This window comes from Gemmatimonadota bacterium, assembly GCA_016712265.1.
Classification (GTDB): domain Bacteria; phylum Gemmatimonadota; class Gemmatimonadetes; order Gemmatimonadales; family Gemmatimonadaceae; genus RBC101.
In genome coordinates, this window is sequence record JADJRJ010000028.1 from 276,633 (window position 1) to 293,228 (window position 16,596).

Consider the following 16,596-nt stretch of genomic DNA (forward strand, 5'->3'; position numbering starts at 1 on the left):
GTCGTCGTGGCGGGAGGCGCTCCCGGCTAGCGCGCGCCTCGCGTGTCGCGTGCGCGCCAGTGATCCGGGGTCATCACGAGGCGGAAGCCGATGTGTGAGGCTCCCGTGTCCGGCGCTCCAGTGCCGCGCGCGCTGACCCGATAACCGCGACAGTACGCGTCGTTGCAGAGGAAGGACCCTCCACGAATCACGCGGGTGGCCTCGACCCCGTCGCGCGGGTCGAGTGGGGTCGCGGGGCCGGCCGGGTTCACCACCGGCTGCGAAGTGGCACGGCGTGTGTACGTGTCCGGTCGGTACCAGTCGGCGGTCCACTGCCACACGTTGCCAGACATGTCGCGCAAGCCAAACCCGTTGGGTGCGTAGCTCCCCACTGCCACGGGTTCTGCGGGGTGGGTGGGGAAGGCACCGCGGTAGATGTGGGCTTGTGGCGAGGCCGTGTCATGTGCCTCGTGTCCCCAAGTGTGCGCCGCGCGTTCGAGCCGTCCACGCGCGGCGTATTCCCACTCGGCCTCGGTTGGCAGTCGTCCGCCGGCCCAGGTCGCAAAGGCGACGGCGTCGTCCCATGCGACGTGCACCACGGGAAACGCCTCGCGTCCGCTGATGTCACTGCCCGGTCCGTGTGGATGCCGCCAATTCGCCCCCGGCGTCCAGCGCCACCACTGCGAGACATCGCGGAGGTCGACCTCACGATCGGTCGGCGTGAAGACGACCGATCCCGGAACCAGGAGCTCGGGCGCAGGGGGTGAGGTGCCTGCCGGGAGTTGCTGCATGAGTGCCGCGACGTCTGGCGCGCGCTCGGCGATGGTGATGTATCCGGTGGCGCGGACAAACTCTTCAAAGCGCTCATTGGTGACGGGAGCGACATCCATGAAGAAGCCGTCGACCGCGACCTGGTGCACCGGTTGCTCGTGGGGGAGGGCGAACGGGCCGTCATCTCCCATGGAGAAGGTGCCGCCGGGGATCCACACCATGCCGGCGGGAGCGGCCCCTGGCGGTTCGATCGTGAGGTCACGCGTCCCTGCCGGCGTGCAGCTTACCAGGAGCGCGGCGGCGGACAAGGCGGCGAGGTACGACCGGGTGCGGCACCCGGTGGCAACGAGGAGCAGGGACATGGGGGTCCAAGGTAGCGCCGACCGCCGGCCAAGGGTAACGTTGCCAGAGAGTCTGGCCTCAGGGACCCAGGGGCCGCTCGATGCTGCCGAGGAGCGAGGACGATTTGAGCGATACCACCCGGTCCGACCCGATTCGCGAGGCCCTGCAGGGCAGCCTCGGAGGGCAGTACGTCATCGAGGGGCTCCTGGGGCAGGGCGGGATGGGCAGCGTCTACCGCGCTCGCGACATCACCCTGGATCGTCCGGTTGCCATCAAGGTCATCGCCGGCGACGTGGCGACCCATCCGCAGCTGCGGGACCGGTTCCTCCTCGAGGCGCGCACAGTCGCGAAGCTGCGCCATCCCAACATCGTCGCGGTGTACTCCGCGGGCGAGGCCGGGGGGATGCTCTACTTCGTGATGGAGTTGGTGCCCGGCGAATCGCTGCGGGACCTCCTCTCGCGAGAGCGGGGTGTCGAACCCGCACGGGCCGAGCGGATCCTGCACGAACTGGCGCTCGCGCTCGACTATGCCCATACCAGCGGGATCGTCCATCGTGACGTGAAGCCGGAGAACATCCTGCTCGATCGGGAAACCGGGCGCGCGATGCTCACCGACTTTGGGGTTGCGCGCGCGCTCGAGGGCGACGGCCGGATGACCGGGACGGGGATGATCCTTGGGAGCCCGCGGTACATGAGCCCGGAGCAGGCGTCCGGAGAGCCGACGATCGATGGGCGGAGTGACCTGTATGCCCTCGCGCTCGTGGGCTACGAAATGTTCACCGGCAAGCCGGTGGTCGAGGCATCGAACGTGGCCGGGATGTTGGTCAAGCATCTCACGGAGACACCGCGTCCGCTGGGTGACGCCGCCCAGGCGGTGCCCGCGGGAGTGTCCACGGCCATTGATCGCGCCTTGGCCAAGGACCGCCAACTACGGTGGGCGACAGGCCGCGAAATGGCCGAGGCGATCGGCGCCGGGTGGACGCCGACGGGGACGTTGGCTGGCACCGGCATTCGCGCGGCCGCCGGTACGGTGGCTGCCCAGCGGCCCAACCGCCGCAACCTGCTGTTAGGGGGAGCCGTGGCCGCGGCAGCCGTTGCGGCAGTGGCGTGGCGTTTTCTTGCGGGGGGCGGGGCACCCAGTGGGGTCGATCCGCGCCGCTCGTACGCCGTCATGCCGTTTGAGGTGCAGTCGGGGAATGCGGATGTTCGCTGGCTGCGTGACGGCGCAGTGAACATGCTCACGCTCGCGCTCTCGCAGTGGAAGGACCTGACGGTGGCCGACTATGAGCGCACGATGGTGTTGGTGCGCGACGCCGGATTGGAAGAGAAGCGCGTCGACATCGACAAGGCCCTCGGGATCGCGCGTCGCGCGAACGCATGGACGGTGGTGACGGGCACCATCACCACCACCGCCGATTCGTTGCTGGTGCAGGCACGGCTCTACGATGTGGTGAGCGGCGACCAGTTGCGCACGGAGTCGCGCAGTGCGCCACTCGCCGCCGACCCGCGTCCCTTGTTCGAGGGGCTGGCGCGGTACCTCATTGGCGTCGCCGGTGTGACGGGATCGGAACGGATGGATCTCGCCGCAGCGACCACCAACTCGCTGAGTGCGTATCGCGCCTACCTGGATGGCGTGCGCGCGCTGTTCTCCTGGCAGGTCTTGCGCGCTGACTCGTTGTTCCAGGTCGCCATCCAGAATGACTCCACCTTTGCGCTGGCCTGGCACAAGCGCTCACTCGCGCTCGGCTGGGGAGATGCGGCCGGCGGGGGATACCTGGAGAGTTCGGAGCGCGCCCTGCAGCTGGTCGACCGGCTGCCGGCGCGCGAGCAGGCGTTGGTGCGCGGGCATCACGCACTCTCACGCGGCCTGCGCGCCACGAACACCGGAGGCGATGGCACGGCCAAGCTTGCCGAGGCACAAGAGATCTATCGCACGCTGATCGCGAGCGATTCCGGAGTCGCCGAGGCGTGGTATGGATTGGGTGACGCCCTGTTCCATACGCCCTTCGATCCCAAGGACCTCAATGGAAGCACCGGTCGGTTGACGGCATCGATACGTGCGTTCAATCGGACGCTGGCCCTCGACTCGACCTTCCATCTCGCGTACTCGCACCTGATCCAGCAGTACCAGACGGTGGCTTCACCGAGTGGACTCGTCCTGGTGGGTGATTCGGTCCAGGTGGTGATTGACTCTGCGGCGACGCGGCGACTGGGGGGCGCGGCCGGGCTGGACAAACTGCGGGCCGACGCACAGGCACGGGCGTTTGTGATGACCCGTGGCTGGCTCAAGGCCGACCCTGATGCCGTGCCCGCCGTGGCGACGCTCGTGCAGGGGTATGCCCTGGCCGGTCACTTCGATTCCGCGCTGGCGTTCGTCGACACGGCGCTCAAGCGACCCGCGCTGGCACGATCGCCGCTCCGCTTTCAGGCTGGCATCTACCAGTTGATAGCCGACGATCCTCGTGGGACGGAGACGCTCCTGCAAGTCAGCCAGACCATGACGCCGGCGGCGATGCGACAGGATGTGCCGGCCAACGATCGATACGCGGTCCTGGCGACCGCGGTCTCCGCGGCGGCGATGACGGGCAGCCAAGCCGCGGTGGACCGCACGTCAGAGTTCTTCGTCCAGACCGACAGTGTCCTCCCTGGCGGCAGTGCCCCGACGCGTCCCCTCATGCGCGGGTTTCAGTTGGGACTCGCCGCGACAATGCGGGGGTCCATGACCAGTGCGGAACGGTCGGAGATCCTGGGAGGCCTGCGTCGGACCGAGAGCCTGCTGGCGGCCGCCCTCCCACAACTGCGCCAAGGGATGCTGCCCCTCGCGTACGTGTCGTTCATGCTCACCGGAGACACCGCGTTCAGCGGCGTGGTGAAGCGGATCACGGCGGGTGGCCCGCGACAGCCAGACCTCGAGGCGAGAGAGGCACTCCTGCGCGGGGATACGGCCGCGGCGCGAGCCATCGCCGCGACCTTCTCGCCCGCGGATTCTGTGCGCCGCGCCCGCCTTGGACTGGCCGGGCTACGGACCGTAGTGCGGGCTGAGGTGCTCGAGGCGCTGGGCGACACACGGGGTGCCATCGCCCAGTATGAGGCGATGCACCCCAGTCGATTTGTCACGTCGTTCATTGATCCCGGCTTCGCCGTCTTCGTGCGCACCTTTGCCGCACGGGCGCGACTCTACGAGTCGATCGGCGAGCGCGACAAGGCGGTTGCCGCGTGGGAGGAATTCCTGAGGCGCTGGGAAAAGGGTGACGCGATCACCGAACCGGCACGGCGCGAAGCGCGTGCGGCACTGCAACGCCTGCGCGACGCTGCTCCCCGTCGCTGATCGTCACGACATAGCGGTGCCCCCGAGTACGGGGTAACGTTGGCGATATGCACCCTCGCCTTCGCTTCCTTGCCCTGCTCGCCCTGGCCGCTGCCACGTCGTGTGGCGCGCCAGAGGCCTCCCGACCGAACATCTTGTTCGTCCTGGTGGATGACCTGCGCTGGGATGACATCGCCGTGGCCGGTCACCCGTTCGTCGAGACGCCGAACATCGACCGGCTGGCGCGTGAGGGGACGCGCTTCCTCAATGCCTTTGCGGCGACGCCCCTGTGTTCGCCGAGTCGGGCGACGATCCTGACTGGGCAATTCGCGCACACCAACGGGATCATCGACAATACGGCGCGTGATTCGGCGAGTCATCAGCTGCCGACCTTTGCCGTGCCCCTGTCGGCGGCGGGCTACACGACCGGGTTTTTCGGCAAATGGCACATGGGGAACGACGATTCCCCGCGACCGGGTTGGACGCGCTGGGTGGCGATGCGTGGGCAGGGGGAGGCGGTCGACCCGCAGCTCAACTTTGACGGGACGCGGCGCGTGGTGCCGGGGTATGTCACCGACGTGCTGACGGACCAGGTGGTGGAGTTCGTGCGCGGTGCGGGTGCAAAGCCGTTCATGGCGTTCCTCGCGCACAAGGCGCTGCACCCGAACATCATGCAATCGAACGATGGCACACGCGGGTCGATGCGTGAGGGGCAGCCGGAGGGGTTCGTGCCTGCGCCACGGCATGTGGGGCGGTATGCGGTGCCGCCGATTACTCGACGGCCCAATGCGCTGCAGCCGCCACTGGGGAAGAAGGCGCTCGCCCGCGCCATTCCCGGCCTGCCGCCGCTGAGCCCGGCGACGGGCACCAGTGAGCGGGACATTCGGGCGCGCCTCGAGATGCTGTTGGGCGTTGACGAGTCCCTCGGCCGCATTGTGGCGGTGCTGGATTCACTGGGAACGCTCGACCAGACCATGATCGTGTTCACGAGTGACCACGGATACTTCTACGGGGAGTTTGGCCTCGACCAGGAGCGTCGCTTGGCCTACGATGAGACGGCCCGGATCCCATTGCTGGTGCGTTACCCGCCGCTGGCGCGTGCCGGGGCCACCCCCGCGCCGATGGTGCAGACGACGGACTTTGCCTCGACGATCCTCGAGGTGGCAGGAGTGAAGGACGTCGCCGTGCGCGATGGGCGATCGATCGTGCCGCTGCTCGTGGGCGAGGCACCGGCGGACTGGCGGAAGTCCCTGCTCCTCGAGTACTGGACCGACATCGTCTTTCCCCGCACGCTCACCATGGGCTACAAGGCCGTGCGGACGGAGCGCTACACGTACATCCACTACACGGAGCTGGAAGGGATGGACGAGTTGTACGACCTCCAGGCCGACCCGTTCCAGATGGAGAACATCATCGACTCGGAGCGCGGACGCGCGGCGCTTCCCGCCCTGCAGCAGGAGCTTGGGCGATTGGTTGCCACCGGGAGCCCTGGCGCCGCGCGCTGAGATCGGCCCTGTCGCTACGGCACGACGCGTGGCGGCGTCTCCTTCACCAGGAACGGCACGCCCTGCGTCATCCACGCGGGGGCCGGGCGGCCTCGCAGGTAGTGGTCAAAGAACTGGAAATAGCGCTCAGTGAGGTCCCGGCGGTTCGCGAGGCCACGCAGCCCGTGTCCCTCGTTAGGGTAGGCCAGCATGATCGCCTGCTTCTTGTTGTAGCGGAGCGCGCTGTAGAGGTTCATCCCCTCGACGAAGCTCACCGTGGGGTCAGCGGTCCCGTGCATGATGAGGAAGGGCGCTGTGACCTGTGGCACGTGGGTCAGCGCTGACTCGAACCGGTAGACCTCGGGCTTGTCCCACGGGGAGAATCCCCAGCGCCCCTGGCCGTTGAGGTAGTACTCGAAGGCGTTGTCGCCGCTGCCTCCGGTGACGGCATAGGTCCACCCCCAGCTCTGCGCGAAGTCTGTCGTGAGGTCGGTGACGCCGGCGCCTACCCCAACGGCCGCGAACATCTTCGACCTCGTGCCGATGAACGCGGCACCCTCGCCGCCATAGCTGTGGCCGTGGACACCGACCTTCTTCGGGTCCGCATACCCCAGCTCGATCACCTTCTGCGTCGCCGCCTCGACGGCCTCGAGCATGTCGCTGTGCGAGCGTCCCGTGCGGAAGTACACGTCGGGCATCATCGTGATGTATCCCTTGCTCACCGCTTCGACCGGGAGGCTCCCCATCCCCGTCACGAAGCTCGGTGAGGTGTAGCGATGCATGTTCTGCGAGTTCTTTTCGTAGAACGAGACGATCATGGGCCGCTTCTCTCCGGCCTGGTAGTCGTCCGGCAGGGTCAGGATCCCCTGGGAGCGCGTCCCATCCTTGAGCTTGAAGTCAAAGAGGACGCGGCGCCCCCACGCGTACTCGGCCTGTTGCGGATTCGCGTCCGTCACCTTGCGCGACGTCGCGAAGTCCGCGCCGGACACGCGCAGGTCGGGGAACTCGATGAAGGTCTGTCGCGTGAAGAGGTACGTATCGGCGCGCGCCGCTCGCATGGGGAGGCTGAACGTCGCGTCCTCAAAGACGACGGGGCGCAGCGCCCCGGCAGCGAGGGTGTGAAAGCCGGACTTCTTCGTCCACTCCCCATACGACGCGAGGGTCACCGGCTGCGCGAGGTCGACGACGCGTCCATCGCGCTCGCCTCGCAGGGCCACCAGGTCCGGTGGCGATGTGCGCACGACGCGAAAGACGATCTCCTGTCGCGTCCCTTCGCCATTGGTGAGGTTCCGCGGCTGCCCCGACGCATACGGGAGGTACCAGAGGTCGTAGCGGTGGTTCACGATGACCCCCGAACCGTCGGCGGCGTATCCGGCCACGCCGTACGACGGCTTTGGCCCGGGGTGGTCGAACTCGCGGTTGATGAAGCTCGGTGCCCCGGTGGCGATGAGGGGCTTGGACGTCCCGGTTGCTGCTTCGTATTGATGGAAGCGTTCGTCCTTCCAGTAGAGCCAATGCCTGGCGTTTGGGGAGAAGCCGTAGGCGAAGGCCTCGACGATGAGCCCCTTGAACATCAAGGTGCGCTGGCCCGTGGTGACGTCCACGCGATAGACATCGGCCTGCTGCCGTCCGTAGTCCGTGACGTAGCCACGCAGGTCGCGGCCCACGGCCCAGCTGCCGTCGGGGGCGACGTCCAGTTCGCGCATGGTGGAATCGGCGAGTCGCACAAACGCGCCGCTGCGAAGGTCGAACGCTTGCCGAAAGGTGTAGTTGCGGTCGGCTTCCGCGCGGATCATCTGCAGCGACTGGACGCGCTCATCCTCGGTGCGCCAGACGTCGACGTCGGGTAGCGAATCGGTATTGCGACGCCGGGCGGTATCCGGTGCCGGGCGCTGGCCGATGAGCCCGAGGAAGACGCGTTGGTTGTCGTCGCTCCAGCTCAACGTGGCGCGATCGCTGATCACCCAGCCGCGCGGAAACCCGGCTGCGGTGGAGTCGAGCGCCATGGTGGACGGTCGGGTGTCGTCCCGCATGGCGGCGCGCACGTTCGGCACGGCCATCAGGATGTTCTCGCGCTCGCGCATGCGCGGCACGTCCTTCCCCTTGAGCACAGCGAGGCCGGTGCCGCTGTCATTCCACGCCAGCCGGCTGTACGTGCGCGCATCGTTGTCCAGCACCCAGGTGCGGCCCGTGGCGAGGTCGATCACGAAGAGGCCGTTGGCGTCCTTCACGGGCGCTTCCACGGTGTAGGCCAGCAGGTCACCGGTGCGATTGAACGCGGCCTCGCCAACGTTCCCGAGGTAGGTCGTGAGGCCCGTGGCGAGGTGGTGCAACAGCGCGTCGGCGGCGCGAACGCCCGAGCTGGCATTGGCACCACCGCCAGGCCCGCCCGGCCCGCCAGGTGCGGCCGCACCGCCGGTCGCTCCGGCGTTGCCCGAGGGACGGCGCCGCAGCAGCAGGTGCGACGCCGTGGAGGAAAAGGTCGCCCCCTGGATATCCTGCCACGACATGACCTTGCCCGTCGCCAGCTCGCGCAGTTCCGCCAGACGCTGGGGCGGTGGCGTTCGTGCGCCGCGGGTTGGGGCGGTGGTATCCGACGGAGCCGGGGACGGTGCGCCGCCGGGAGTGCTGGCGCTGTCTCGCGTTGGTCGGGACGGCGGAGGCGGCTCAATGAGGTAGGCGATCCATCGCGAATCGGACGAGAAGGTAGCCTGTGTGGCGTCGACAACGGCCGTATCGTTGCCGCCATCGAGCCGCTTGATGTGTAGCGCGGGCTTTGATGCCGTCGCGACGACGTTGGTCTGGCGCTGCACGTAGCTCAACCAGTTGCCGTCGGGGGAAAGCTGTGGAGCCTCGAGCGCACGCCAACGGGTGTAATCGTTGATCGTCAGGACCTTCTTGCCGCTTGCTGGCTGCCCCGCTGGCCTCCCGGCCCGACTGTCCTGTCCAACGACGCTCTGCAGCGGGCTGATGACGGCGAGTACGGCGAGGGCGGCGCCCAGGCGGGTGGGAAGTCGTTCAAGGAGGCGTGGCATGGCGGGGGCGAATGGCGCGGTGGCCCCCTGGGTGGGGGCGGTGACCTCCGCCAGAATCTGGGAGACCGACGGACCACCGCCAGTCCCCGCCGGCCGGCGGTGGCACAGGGTGTACCTCGACGCCGATGTCTAACCCTCGAAGAGCACGGTGGACGGGGCCTGCCGCGCCACGCGCCACGCCGGGAGGAGGCTCGCCGCGAGCGTGGCGACGGCGGTGAGCGCTGCCACGGTCGCGAAGGTCAGCGGATCGGCCGCACCAACGCCATGCAACAGCTGTCCGAGGAGGCGTGTTGCGAGGAGGGCTGCGGCCACGCCGACGGCGAGCCCCAGCAGGACCTGCCGGAGTCCCGTCCCGAGGCTCAAGCGGACGAGGGTCAGCGGGGTGGCGCCCAGCGCCGCGCGGATCCCGAATTCGTGCCGGCGCTGTGCGACCACCTGGGCGACGACACCAAAGACTCCAAGCAGGGCGAGGCCGAGCGACAAGACGCCGAACAGCGAGAGCAACCGCATGGCGAAGGCCTGCTCGGCCAGCGCGGCGGCGAGGACGTCATCCCAGGCCTGGACCTCCGATACGGGGAGCCGGGGGTCGATCCCCCGGATCACCTGCCGCGCCGGGCCCACGAGGTCGGTGGGATCCCCGGCGGCGCGGAGGACAAGGTGCATCGACCGCCGGGTGCTGCCCGGCGAGAGGGCGAACTGGGCGAGCGTTGCATAAAACTGGGGTTTCACGGCCCGGGTCAGGCCATTGTGTCGGACGTCATCCACCACGCCCACGATCGCGTATGGCGGGCGCCCCCGCGCGTTGCCGCCGATCTGAACCCGGGTGCCGAGGGCGGTGCGATTGGTGAGGTACGCCCGCACAAAGGCCTGGTTCACGACCATCGCGAGTGGCCCTTCCATGTCATCGCGCGCGTCCAGAAAGCGACCCTCACGCAGGCGCAGCCCCATCGTCTCGAAGTACCCGGGCGTCACGACCTGCCAGTCGCCCGGCGTTCCCTGGTTGGGCGGTGGCGTGTATCCCTCGACTTGTAGCCCCCAGTCACCCATCTCCGAGGCGAGGGGGATCTGGCGTACCGCGCCAGCAGATCGCACACCCGGGAGTTCGGCGACCTGCCGCGTGAGCTCACGCCAGAAGGACGCCACCTGGATCGAGTCCCCGTACCAGCTGGACGGTGTGGACACCTGCATCGAGAGCACCCCGCGGCCGTCGAATCCGCGATCCACCGCCAGGAGGTTGCGGACCGTACGCACCATCAACCCGGCACCCACCACCAAGACGACGGCCAGGGCAATCTCCATGGTCACCAGGCCCTGTCGCCAGCGCAGGCGCGCTCCGCTGGCGGTCATCCCCTTGCCTCCATCCCGGAGGTCGGCTGACGGCGCCACCCGTGCGGAATGCAGTGCGGGGAAAATGCCGGCCAGCACGGCCGTCACCATGGTCACGAGCAGGGCGACGGCGACCATGGTGGCATCGACCTCCGTGTCCGCCACCCGAGGAAAGGCGGCCGGCGCAAAGCGGCGGGCCCCCGCCGCGCCTAACGCGGCGACGCCCAGACCCAGGAGCCCGCCCAACAGCGCCAGCAGCGTGCTCTCGGTAAGCAGCAAGCGATTGAGCCGTGCCGCGCCGGCGCCGAGCGCCACGCGGACCGCGAGCTCGCGCCGCCGGTGTTCACCCCTGACGAGGAGAAGGGCTGCCACGTTGGCGCACGCGATCAACAGCAGGAGGACCACCGCACCCAGGGTGATGAGCAGCACGGGACGGATGCGCCCGGTCACCTGGTCGGTCACCCCGACGGCGAAGGCGCGGAACTGCTGCTCCTCAACGTAGACGCCTTCCACCTTCAGCTGCGCGACGCGCGCGGCCAGCTGGCGATTGGCGAGGTCGATGGTGGCCCCCGGCGCGAGCCGCGCGACGCCGTACCATCCGTGACTCCCTCCCCCCGTGCCGTTGAACGCGGGGCCCGGCGCCGCTCCCTCGGATGCCGCGTCCGTGGCGTTCGGCATCCAGGCGAGGGTGGGACCGTCGCGGCCAAAGTCGAGGGGGAGCTTGAATCCCTGGGGCATGACCCCGACCACCGTGGCCGCGCTCCCGTCCACCTGGATGGTCTGCCCGACGATGGCTGGATCCGCGTTGAAGAGGCGCTCCCACAACGTGTAGCTCAACATGATGACCCGTTCACCGTTGGGCCGGTCCTCGCTCGGGGTGAAGTTCCGCCCGTACAGGGGTGCCACGCCGAGGATCGGGAACAGCCGCGCACTGACCGAGGCAAAGCGGATGCGCTCCGGCACATCCCCAGCGGTGAGCGTCAGGTTGCCATCAGAGAAGAGCGCTACCTCATCGAAGGCCGGGATGTCGGTATCCCAGGCTTCGTACTCGTCCCAGGAAAGCCAGGTCTGGTCAAACCCCTTCCAGGCACTCCAGAGCACGGCGATAGCGTCCGGCTGCGCGTAGGGCAGCGGCCGGAGCAGGACGGCGTTTGCCACGCCGAACAACGTGGTCGTGGCGCCGATGCCGAGTGCCAGGGTTGCCACGACGAGTGTGGTGAATGCCGGACGGAGTCGCAACGACCTGAGCGAGATGGCGATGTCGCGGCGCCAGTGCTCCCACTGCGGGGCACCGCGCTCATCACGCACGTCCTCCTTGTGGCGTTCGACGCCACCGAACGCGCGCGCGGCCGCACGACGCGCGGCGGCGCGATCCTCGCCGAGAACCGCCTGCCGGTGCTCCGCCTCCATCTCCAGGTGAAATCGGACCTCGTCCGCGAGTTCCGATTCCTGGCGGCGGCGTCGGAAGATCGCGGCGAGCGCCGCACGGAGTTCGTGGTGCCAGGCCATGATCAGGCTCCCGTGAAGGAAAGTCGCAGTACCCGGTGGACGGCGGCCGACGTGCGTTCCCAATCGGCGATGGCACCCACCAGCTGGCGGCGGCCTTCGGCGGTGATCTCGTAGTACCGCGCCCGCCGGTTGTGCTCCGTCAGGTGCCAGCTGGAGCGAATCCAGCCGCGGCGCACCATGCGCTGGAGTGCCGGATAGAGGGATCCCTGGTTGACGTCGAACACCTCGCGCGAGGCCGCCCGCAAGCGCATCGACAACCCCCATCCGTGCATCGCTTCGCCGGTGAGGAGCTTGAGCACCATCATTTCGAGGGTGCCCTGGAGGACCTCTGAACGATCTGTCATGCTTCTGTAGACATCCAAAAGAAGCCGACGGTTTCATACGTCCGCTCTCGGTGGCGAGGGGCGGGTCGGGCCCCCATCTTGGCGCAGCTCCACCGCACCCAACCGGTCTCCCCGATGATCATTCCAGCGAGCTGGGCGTTGCGCCTGGCCGGCATTGCGATACTACACGTGGCGTCCACGGCGGCTTCGGCGCAGGGCGCGGCGGAGTCGAGACTTCGCGCCCTCTACACCACCGAATGGGAGTGGCGCGGCAAGGAACTCGCCCGCAACAGCGACACCTTTCCTCGTGTGGATGCTGCGTCACAACAGGCCCGCCTGGTGTACTGGGCGCAGGTCCTCGCGGCCCTCGACTCCATCCCGCTCGCGCAGCTCGCTCCGGAGGAACAGGTCAACTACCAGGTGTTCCGTACGTCGATCACGGCGCTGGCCAACGACATCCGCTTCAAGACGTATGAGGCCCCATTCAACAGTGACACCTTCTTCTGGACGGAGTTTACCCCGCGCCAGGGGATGGCCCAGCTGGACGAGTACCGACGGTTCCTGACGCGCTTGCGCGACGTGCCGCGTTACTTCACCGAGCAGGTGGATAACATGCGCGCCGGGCTGGCGCGCGGGTACACGGTGCCGCGGGTCGGCGTGCAGGGACGGGACGCGACGATCGTGCCCTACACAAGGGCAGACACCACCAACCCGCTCTACCTACCGTTCGCGCAGATGCCGCCGACGATCCCGGCCGCGGACCGGGAGGCCCTGCGCGCCGAGGCCCGCACGGTCATCCGTGAGACGATCGTGCCGGCGTACACCACCCTGCTGGGCTTCATGCGACAGGAATACCTCCCGCGCGCGCGGACGGCGCTTGCCGCGACCACGCTTCCCGACGGCGAGGCGTTCTATCAATCGCAGATCGAGAAGTTCACGACCCTCACACTGACCGCCGCCGAGATCCACGAGCAGGGGAAGGCCGAGGTCGCGCGGATTCGCGCGGAGATGGAGGTGGTGAAGGCGAAGACCGGGTTCCGCGGGAGCATGGCGGCGTTCTTCCAGTTCCTGCGCACTGACCCGCAGTTCTACGCAAAGACGCCTCGCGACCTGTTGGCGTATTCGGCGTACGTCTCCAAGAAGGCGGACTACAAGCTCAAGGAGTTCATCGGCTACTTGCCGCGGCATCGGCACGGGATCATCCCGGTCCCGGACGCCATTGCTCCCATCTATACCGGGGGGCGCGGCGGGCTCGACGCCTGCATGATGAACACCTACAACCTGAAGGCGCGCACCATGTACACGATCGCGGCGCTCACGCTGCATGAGTGTACCCCGGGCCATTCGTTCCAGGCCGCGCTGGCCCTGGAAGGGCCGCCACGCCCCGCCTTCCGGAATGGAACCGGCTTCTCCGGGTACGGCGAAGGGTGGGGGCTCTACACCGAGTGGTTGGGCACCCTGATGGGGGTCTATGAGACGCCGTATGAGGATTTCGGACGACTCACCTACGAGATGTGGCGCGCCTGCCGGTTGGTCATCGACACCGGGATCCACAAGTATGGGTGGACACGGCAGCAGGCGATTGATTTCCTGCGCTCCAACGCCGCCCTGTCGGAGCATGAGATCACGACGGAGATCGATCGCTACATCTCGTGGCCGGGACAGGCGCTGGCCTACAAGCTGGGCGAGATGCAGATCCGGCGGCATCGCCGCGAAGCCGAAGCAGCGTTAGGCGCCACGTTCGACCAGCGCGCGTTTCACGATGCGATCCTGGCGCTCGGCTCCGTCCCGCTGCCGGTGCTGGAGGCCCGGATGCAGAAGTTCATCGCCGACGGCGGCAAGAACCCCACGGTCGTGCCGTGACGGGCGCGACTCCGGAACGCGCCGCGCGGAACTAGCTTTCGCAGGGCGACGCGCGCTGCGTCGCCTGTCCCTGGCGAACTTCCCGAACGAGATCGATGCACGAGCTGTCGCTGGCCCATGGGATCGTGGAACAGAGCATCGCGGCGGCGGAACGGCTCCGTGCAGCGCGGGTGGTGGCCGTGCAGCTGCGGGTGGGACGGCTGGCGGGGGTGGAAGCCGGCGCCCTCGTCTTCTGCTACGACATCGCCAGCCAGGGGACCGTGCTCGAAGGATCGCGGCTCGAGATCATCGACGTGCCGCTGGTTGTCTGGTGCGCCCACTGTCTGAAGGAAGTGGAGCTGCCGGGGATCCAACGGCTCCGCTGCCCGACCTGCGACACGCTGTGTGGCGAGATTCGCCACGGAAGGGAATTGGAGATCGCCTCCCTGGAGATCGAGGAATCGGACGGATGAGCCAGACCCGAATTGTGGAAGTGCGTGCCGGTGTGCTCAAGAAGAACGATGAGCTGGCGCGTGCGTTGCGGACGCGGTTCGAGGACGCCGGCGTCTTTGTCGTCAACCTCGTGTCCAGCCCGGGCACCGGGAAGACGCAACTGCTGGAGCGCACCCTCACCGAGTTGGCGGCGTCCGGGCAGCGGTGCGCTGCCCTGGTCGGAGACCTCGAGACCGACAACGATGCCCGGCGGCTGGCCCGGAGCGGCGTCCCGGTCCGGCAGATCAACACACACGGGCGGTGCCACCTGGAAGCCGAGATGATCGGCGACTTTCTCGGCGACTGGGACCTTGGCGCGCTGGACGTGTTGTTCATCGAGAACGTCGGCAACCTGGTCTGCCCCGCGAGCTACGACCTGGGCGAGGCGCTGCGCGTGGCCCTGCTCTCCGTGACGGAGGGCGAGGACAAGCCGCAGAAGTATCCAACGATGTTCAACTCCGCGGACGTCGCCCTGATCACCAAGATCGACCTCGCGGAGGCCTGCGAGTTTGACCGGGCTGCGGCCCACGCCGCCATCCATGACGTGCGCCCGGGGATGACCATCCTCGAACTCTCGGCGAAACGCGGGACCGGGATGGCCGAATGGCACCAGCTGCTCGCCGACCGCCGGGGCGCCTGGCAGGCTAACCACAAATAGCTGCTGCCTCGTCGGCGCCCCACGCCGCGGGCGCGCCTCAACGCGATCGGAGGGCCAGCTGGATGCGGACGCGATCCCCTTCGTCCAGTCCCTCGGACTCGCGCACGGCGTCCTTGATCGGCACCCAGTATCGCCCTTCGCGCGGAAAGAGCGAGGTGGTCCACTCGGTGGCGCCGATCCGCGCCGTGACGGGGATCATCCCCCAGCCGTAGGTGACGAAGCCCGCCATGTCGCGGAGGTCACGGCATGTCTTTGCCGGGACGACGATGAAGTAATACGGCGCCGGGCCGCGCCATTCGATGATGGTGCCGCGGAAGGACGTGAGCATTGCCGGACGGAACGTCCTGGGAGCCGCCGTTCGCCGGGACGCTGGACTACTTCTTCTCTGCGGCGAGCAGCAGGTTCACATGCTCCTGTGCCTGCTGCAGTCCACCTTCAGGGTCGTCCCAGCGAATCAACCCGTCGGCGTTCGCGTCGCGGCCGGCCACCAGCTGCTGGGCCAGGGAGACCAGTTGCGCCATCAACCCCGCGGCCTCTTCGGCCGTCGTCGCGGCTCGCACCTTTTCTGCCATGGCGATCACCTGTGCGGTCCGCTCCAGCGTTGTCCGCGAGGCCGTGGTGATGTGTCGCGCATGCGTCGTGACGTTGGCCGACGCACCCTCGGACTTGGCCGCCAGCTCCGTGTGGGCGATCACGCCGGTCACTGCCTTGCGCACGCCGTAGCCGCGCCCGGGACCCTGGGTGACCACCGTCGGGTCCACCGCATGGATGACGTGGCCGGCGTGCAGCTTCATCCCGTCGAGGTTGGTTGGGTTGCGCGCCCCGAGTTCGGCGTGCTGGATCGCGATCCGTGCCTCGGTGAAGGCGGTCGCGAGGAGTCCCGCGCCGCCCGGAGTGTCGCTGAACGCGTTGACGACATGGCCGAGGTGGACACCAACCGGTCCGGCCGGAACGGCGACCGGGGCCGTCGATGGTGCTGCAGCAGGGGGTGCGGCTGGCAGGGAGCCCGGGAGTGGAGCGCCCGTGATCTTCGCGATCGCCGAATCGAAGGTGGCGCGCGCTTCCCCATCGGTGCTCACGTAAAAGCGGCGGCGCTCGAACTCCCCGTTGGTGAGGTTGGCCGATGCGAGAATCTGCGCAATGCGTGCGCGCAGCTTGTCGCGGCCTTCCTTCTGTGCCTCCTGCTTCTTGTTGCTCGCCCGGGCCAGCTCAACGTCAGCGGAGTCCACGGCGGCGTTGATGGCCACGTGCAGGGCCGCCAGGGAGCGCACCTCCTCCGGGGTCAACTTGACCGCCTGGGCTGCCTGTCCGCCGGCGACCAGGGGAGTGACCCCGACGAGACATGCGAGGGTCACCCGATGGAGCGTTCGAAGCGTCATGCCGAGCATTGCGCTGGGGAGGAGGTACGGAGGGAGTACGCAGCGACGGAGCGCGGTGCTGCGGAACTGAAGATTACGGGCCGCGGAGTGACGAGGCGAGGGACCGGAGGTGGCAGAGGCCCGGTTGCGGGGTACCTTATGGGCACGTC

The 16,596-nt window shown here is 68.2% G+C and carries 11 protein-coding genes; 5 read left to right on the forward strand and 6 right to left on the reverse strand.

The genetic code is table 11. The annotated features are described in order from the left end of the window. Window positions 1-26: 26 nt before the first annotated feature. Window positions 27-1,112: a formylglycine-generating enzyme family protein gene (locus tag IPK85_08125; GenBank protein ID MBK8247346.1), complete on the reverse strand. Its 1,086-nt coding sequence runs from the start codon at window positions 1,110-1,112 to the stop codon at window positions 27-29. A gap of 104 nt (window positions 1,113-1,216) precedes the next feature. Between IPK85_08125 and IPK85_08130 the strand changes: the two genes are divergently transcribed. Together IPK85_08130 and IPK85_08135 are read left to right on the forward strand one after the other, a co-directional pair. After that, the gene (locus IPK85_08130; protein MBK8247347.1) at window positions 1,217-4,420 is read left to right on the forward strand and encodes a protein kinase; all 3,204 of its coding nucleotides are present in this window, start codon (window positions 1,217-1,219) and stop codon (window positions 4,418-4,420) included. A gap of 47 nt (window positions 4,421-4,467) precedes the next feature. Further along, window positions 4,468-5,904, forward strand: a complete 1,437-nt coding sequence (locus IPK85_08135) for a sulfatase-like hydrolase/transferase (GenBank protein ID MBK8247348.1) — start codon at window positions 4,468-4,470, stop codon at window positions 5,902-5,904. A 14-nt stretch (window positions 5,905-5,918) separates the two neighbouring features. On the opposite strand, the gene IPK85_08140 is transcribed toward IPK85_08135, so the two are convergent. From IPK85_08140 to IPK85_08150, 3 genes are all read right to left on the reverse strand, one after another. Then, the gene (locus tag IPK85_08140) at window positions 5,919-8,918 is read right to left on the reverse strand and encodes a S9 family peptidase (protein ID MBK8247349.1); all 3,000 of its coding nucleotides are present in this window, start codon (window positions 8,916-8,918) and stop codon (window positions 5,919-5,921) included. A gap of 129 nt (window positions 8,919-9,047) precedes the next feature. Continuing rightward, entirely contained in the window at window positions 9,048-11,753 is a 2,706-nt protein-coding gene (locus IPK85_08145) for an ABC transporter permease (protein MBK8247350.1), read from the reverse strand. Window positions 11,754-11,755: 2 nt separating this feature from the next. Next, window positions 11,756-12,097, reverse strand: a complete 342-nt coding sequence (locus IPK85_08150; GenBank protein MBK8247351.1) for a PadR family transcriptional regulator — start codon at window positions 12,095-12,097, stop codon at window positions 11,756-11,758. Window positions 12,098-12,211: 114 nt separating this feature from the next. On the opposite strand from IPK85_08150, the gene IPK85_08155 reads away from it, so the two are divergent. The 3 genes from IPK85_08155 to hypB all read left to right on the forward strand — a co-directional run bounded on the left by IPK85_08155 (window position 12,212) and on the right by hypB (window position 15,068). Further along, complete coding sequence (locus IPK85_08155) at window positions 12,212-13,939, forward strand: DUF885 family protein (protein ID MBK8247352.1); 1,728 nt, start codon at window positions 12,212-12,214, stop codon at window positions 13,937-13,939. A gap of 95 nt (window positions 13,940-14,034) precedes the next feature. Next, the gene (gene hypA, locus IPK85_08160) at window positions 14,035-14,391 is read left to right on the forward strand and encodes a hydrogenase maturation nickel metallochaperone HypA (protein MBK8247353.1); all 357 of its coding nucleotides are present in this window, start codon (window positions 14,035-14,037) and stop codon (window positions 14,389-14,391) included. Continuing rightward, entirely contained in the window at window positions 14,388-15,068 is a 681-nt protein-coding gene (gene hypB / locus IPK85_08165) for a hydrogenase nickel incorporation protein HypB (protein MBK8247354.1), read from the forward strand. Before hypA ends, hypB begins: the two co-directional genes overlap by 4 nt. A gap of 37 nt (window positions 15,069-15,105) precedes the next feature. Here hypB and IPK85_08170 read toward each other — a convergent pair whose 3' ends face one another. Then, window positions 15,106-15,396 carry a DUF1905 domain-containing protein gene (locus IPK85_08170; GenBank protein MBK8247355.1) on the reverse strand — a complete coding sequence of 97 codons (291 nt, stop codon included), beginning with the start codon at window positions 15,394-15,396 and terminating at the stop codon, window positions 15,106-15,108. A gap of 46 nt (window positions 15,397-15,442) precedes the next feature. Continuing rightward, the gene (locus IPK85_08175; protein ID MBK8247356.1) at window positions 15,443-16,447 is read right to left on the reverse strand and encodes a hypothetical protein; all 1,005 of its coding nucleotides are present in this window, start codon (window positions 16,445-16,447) and stop codon (window positions 15,443-15,445) included. Between the last annotated feature and the right edge of the window lie 149 nt (window positions 16,448-16,596).

What these genes read in the sequence shown, in the direction of transcription:
- IPK85_08170 (MBK8247355.1), bottom strand. Translation starts at nt 15,396, where the DNA reads ATGCTCACGTCCTTCCGCGGCACCATCATCGAATGGCGCGGCCCGGCG.
- IPK85_08140 (MBK8247349.1), bottom strand. Translation starts at nt 8,918, where the DNA reads ATGCCACGCCTCCTTGAACGACTTCCCACCCGCCTGGGCGCCGCCCTC.
- IPK85_08150 (MBK8247351.1), bottom strand. Translation starts at nt 12,097, where the DNA reads ATGACAGATCGTTCAGAGGTCCTCCAGGGCACCCTCGAAATGATGGTG.
- IPK85_08145 (MBK8247350.1), bottom strand. Translation starts at nt 11,753, where the DNA reads ATGGCCTGGCACCACGAACTCCGTGCGGCGCTCGCCGCGATCTTCCGA.
- IPK85_08155 (MBK8247352.1), top strand. Translation starts at nt 12,212, where the DNA reads ATGATCATTCCAGCGAGCTGGGCGTTGCGCCTGGCCGGCATTGCGATA.
- IPK85_08135 (MBK8247348.1), top strand. Translation starts at nt 4,468, where the DNA reads ATGCACCCTCGCCTTCGCTTCCTTGCCCTGCTCGCCCTGGCCGCTGCC.
- IPK85_08125 (MBK8247346.1), bottom strand. Translation starts at nt 1,112, where the DNA reads ATGTCCCTGCTCCTCGTTGCCACCGGGTGCCGCACCCGGTCGTACCTC.
- IPK85_08175 (MBK8247356.1), bottom strand. Translation starts at nt 16,447, where the DNA reads ATGACGCTTCGAACGCTCCATCGGGTGACCCTCGCATGTCTCGTCGGG.
- hypA (MBK8247353.1), top strand. Translation starts at nt 14,035, where the DNA reads ATGCACGAGCTGTCGCTGGCCCATGGGATCGTGGAACAGAGCATCGCG.
- hypB (MBK8247354.1), top strand. Translation starts at nt 14,388, where the DNA reads ATGAGCCAGACCCGAATTGTGGAAGTGCGTGCCGGTGTGCTCAAGAAG.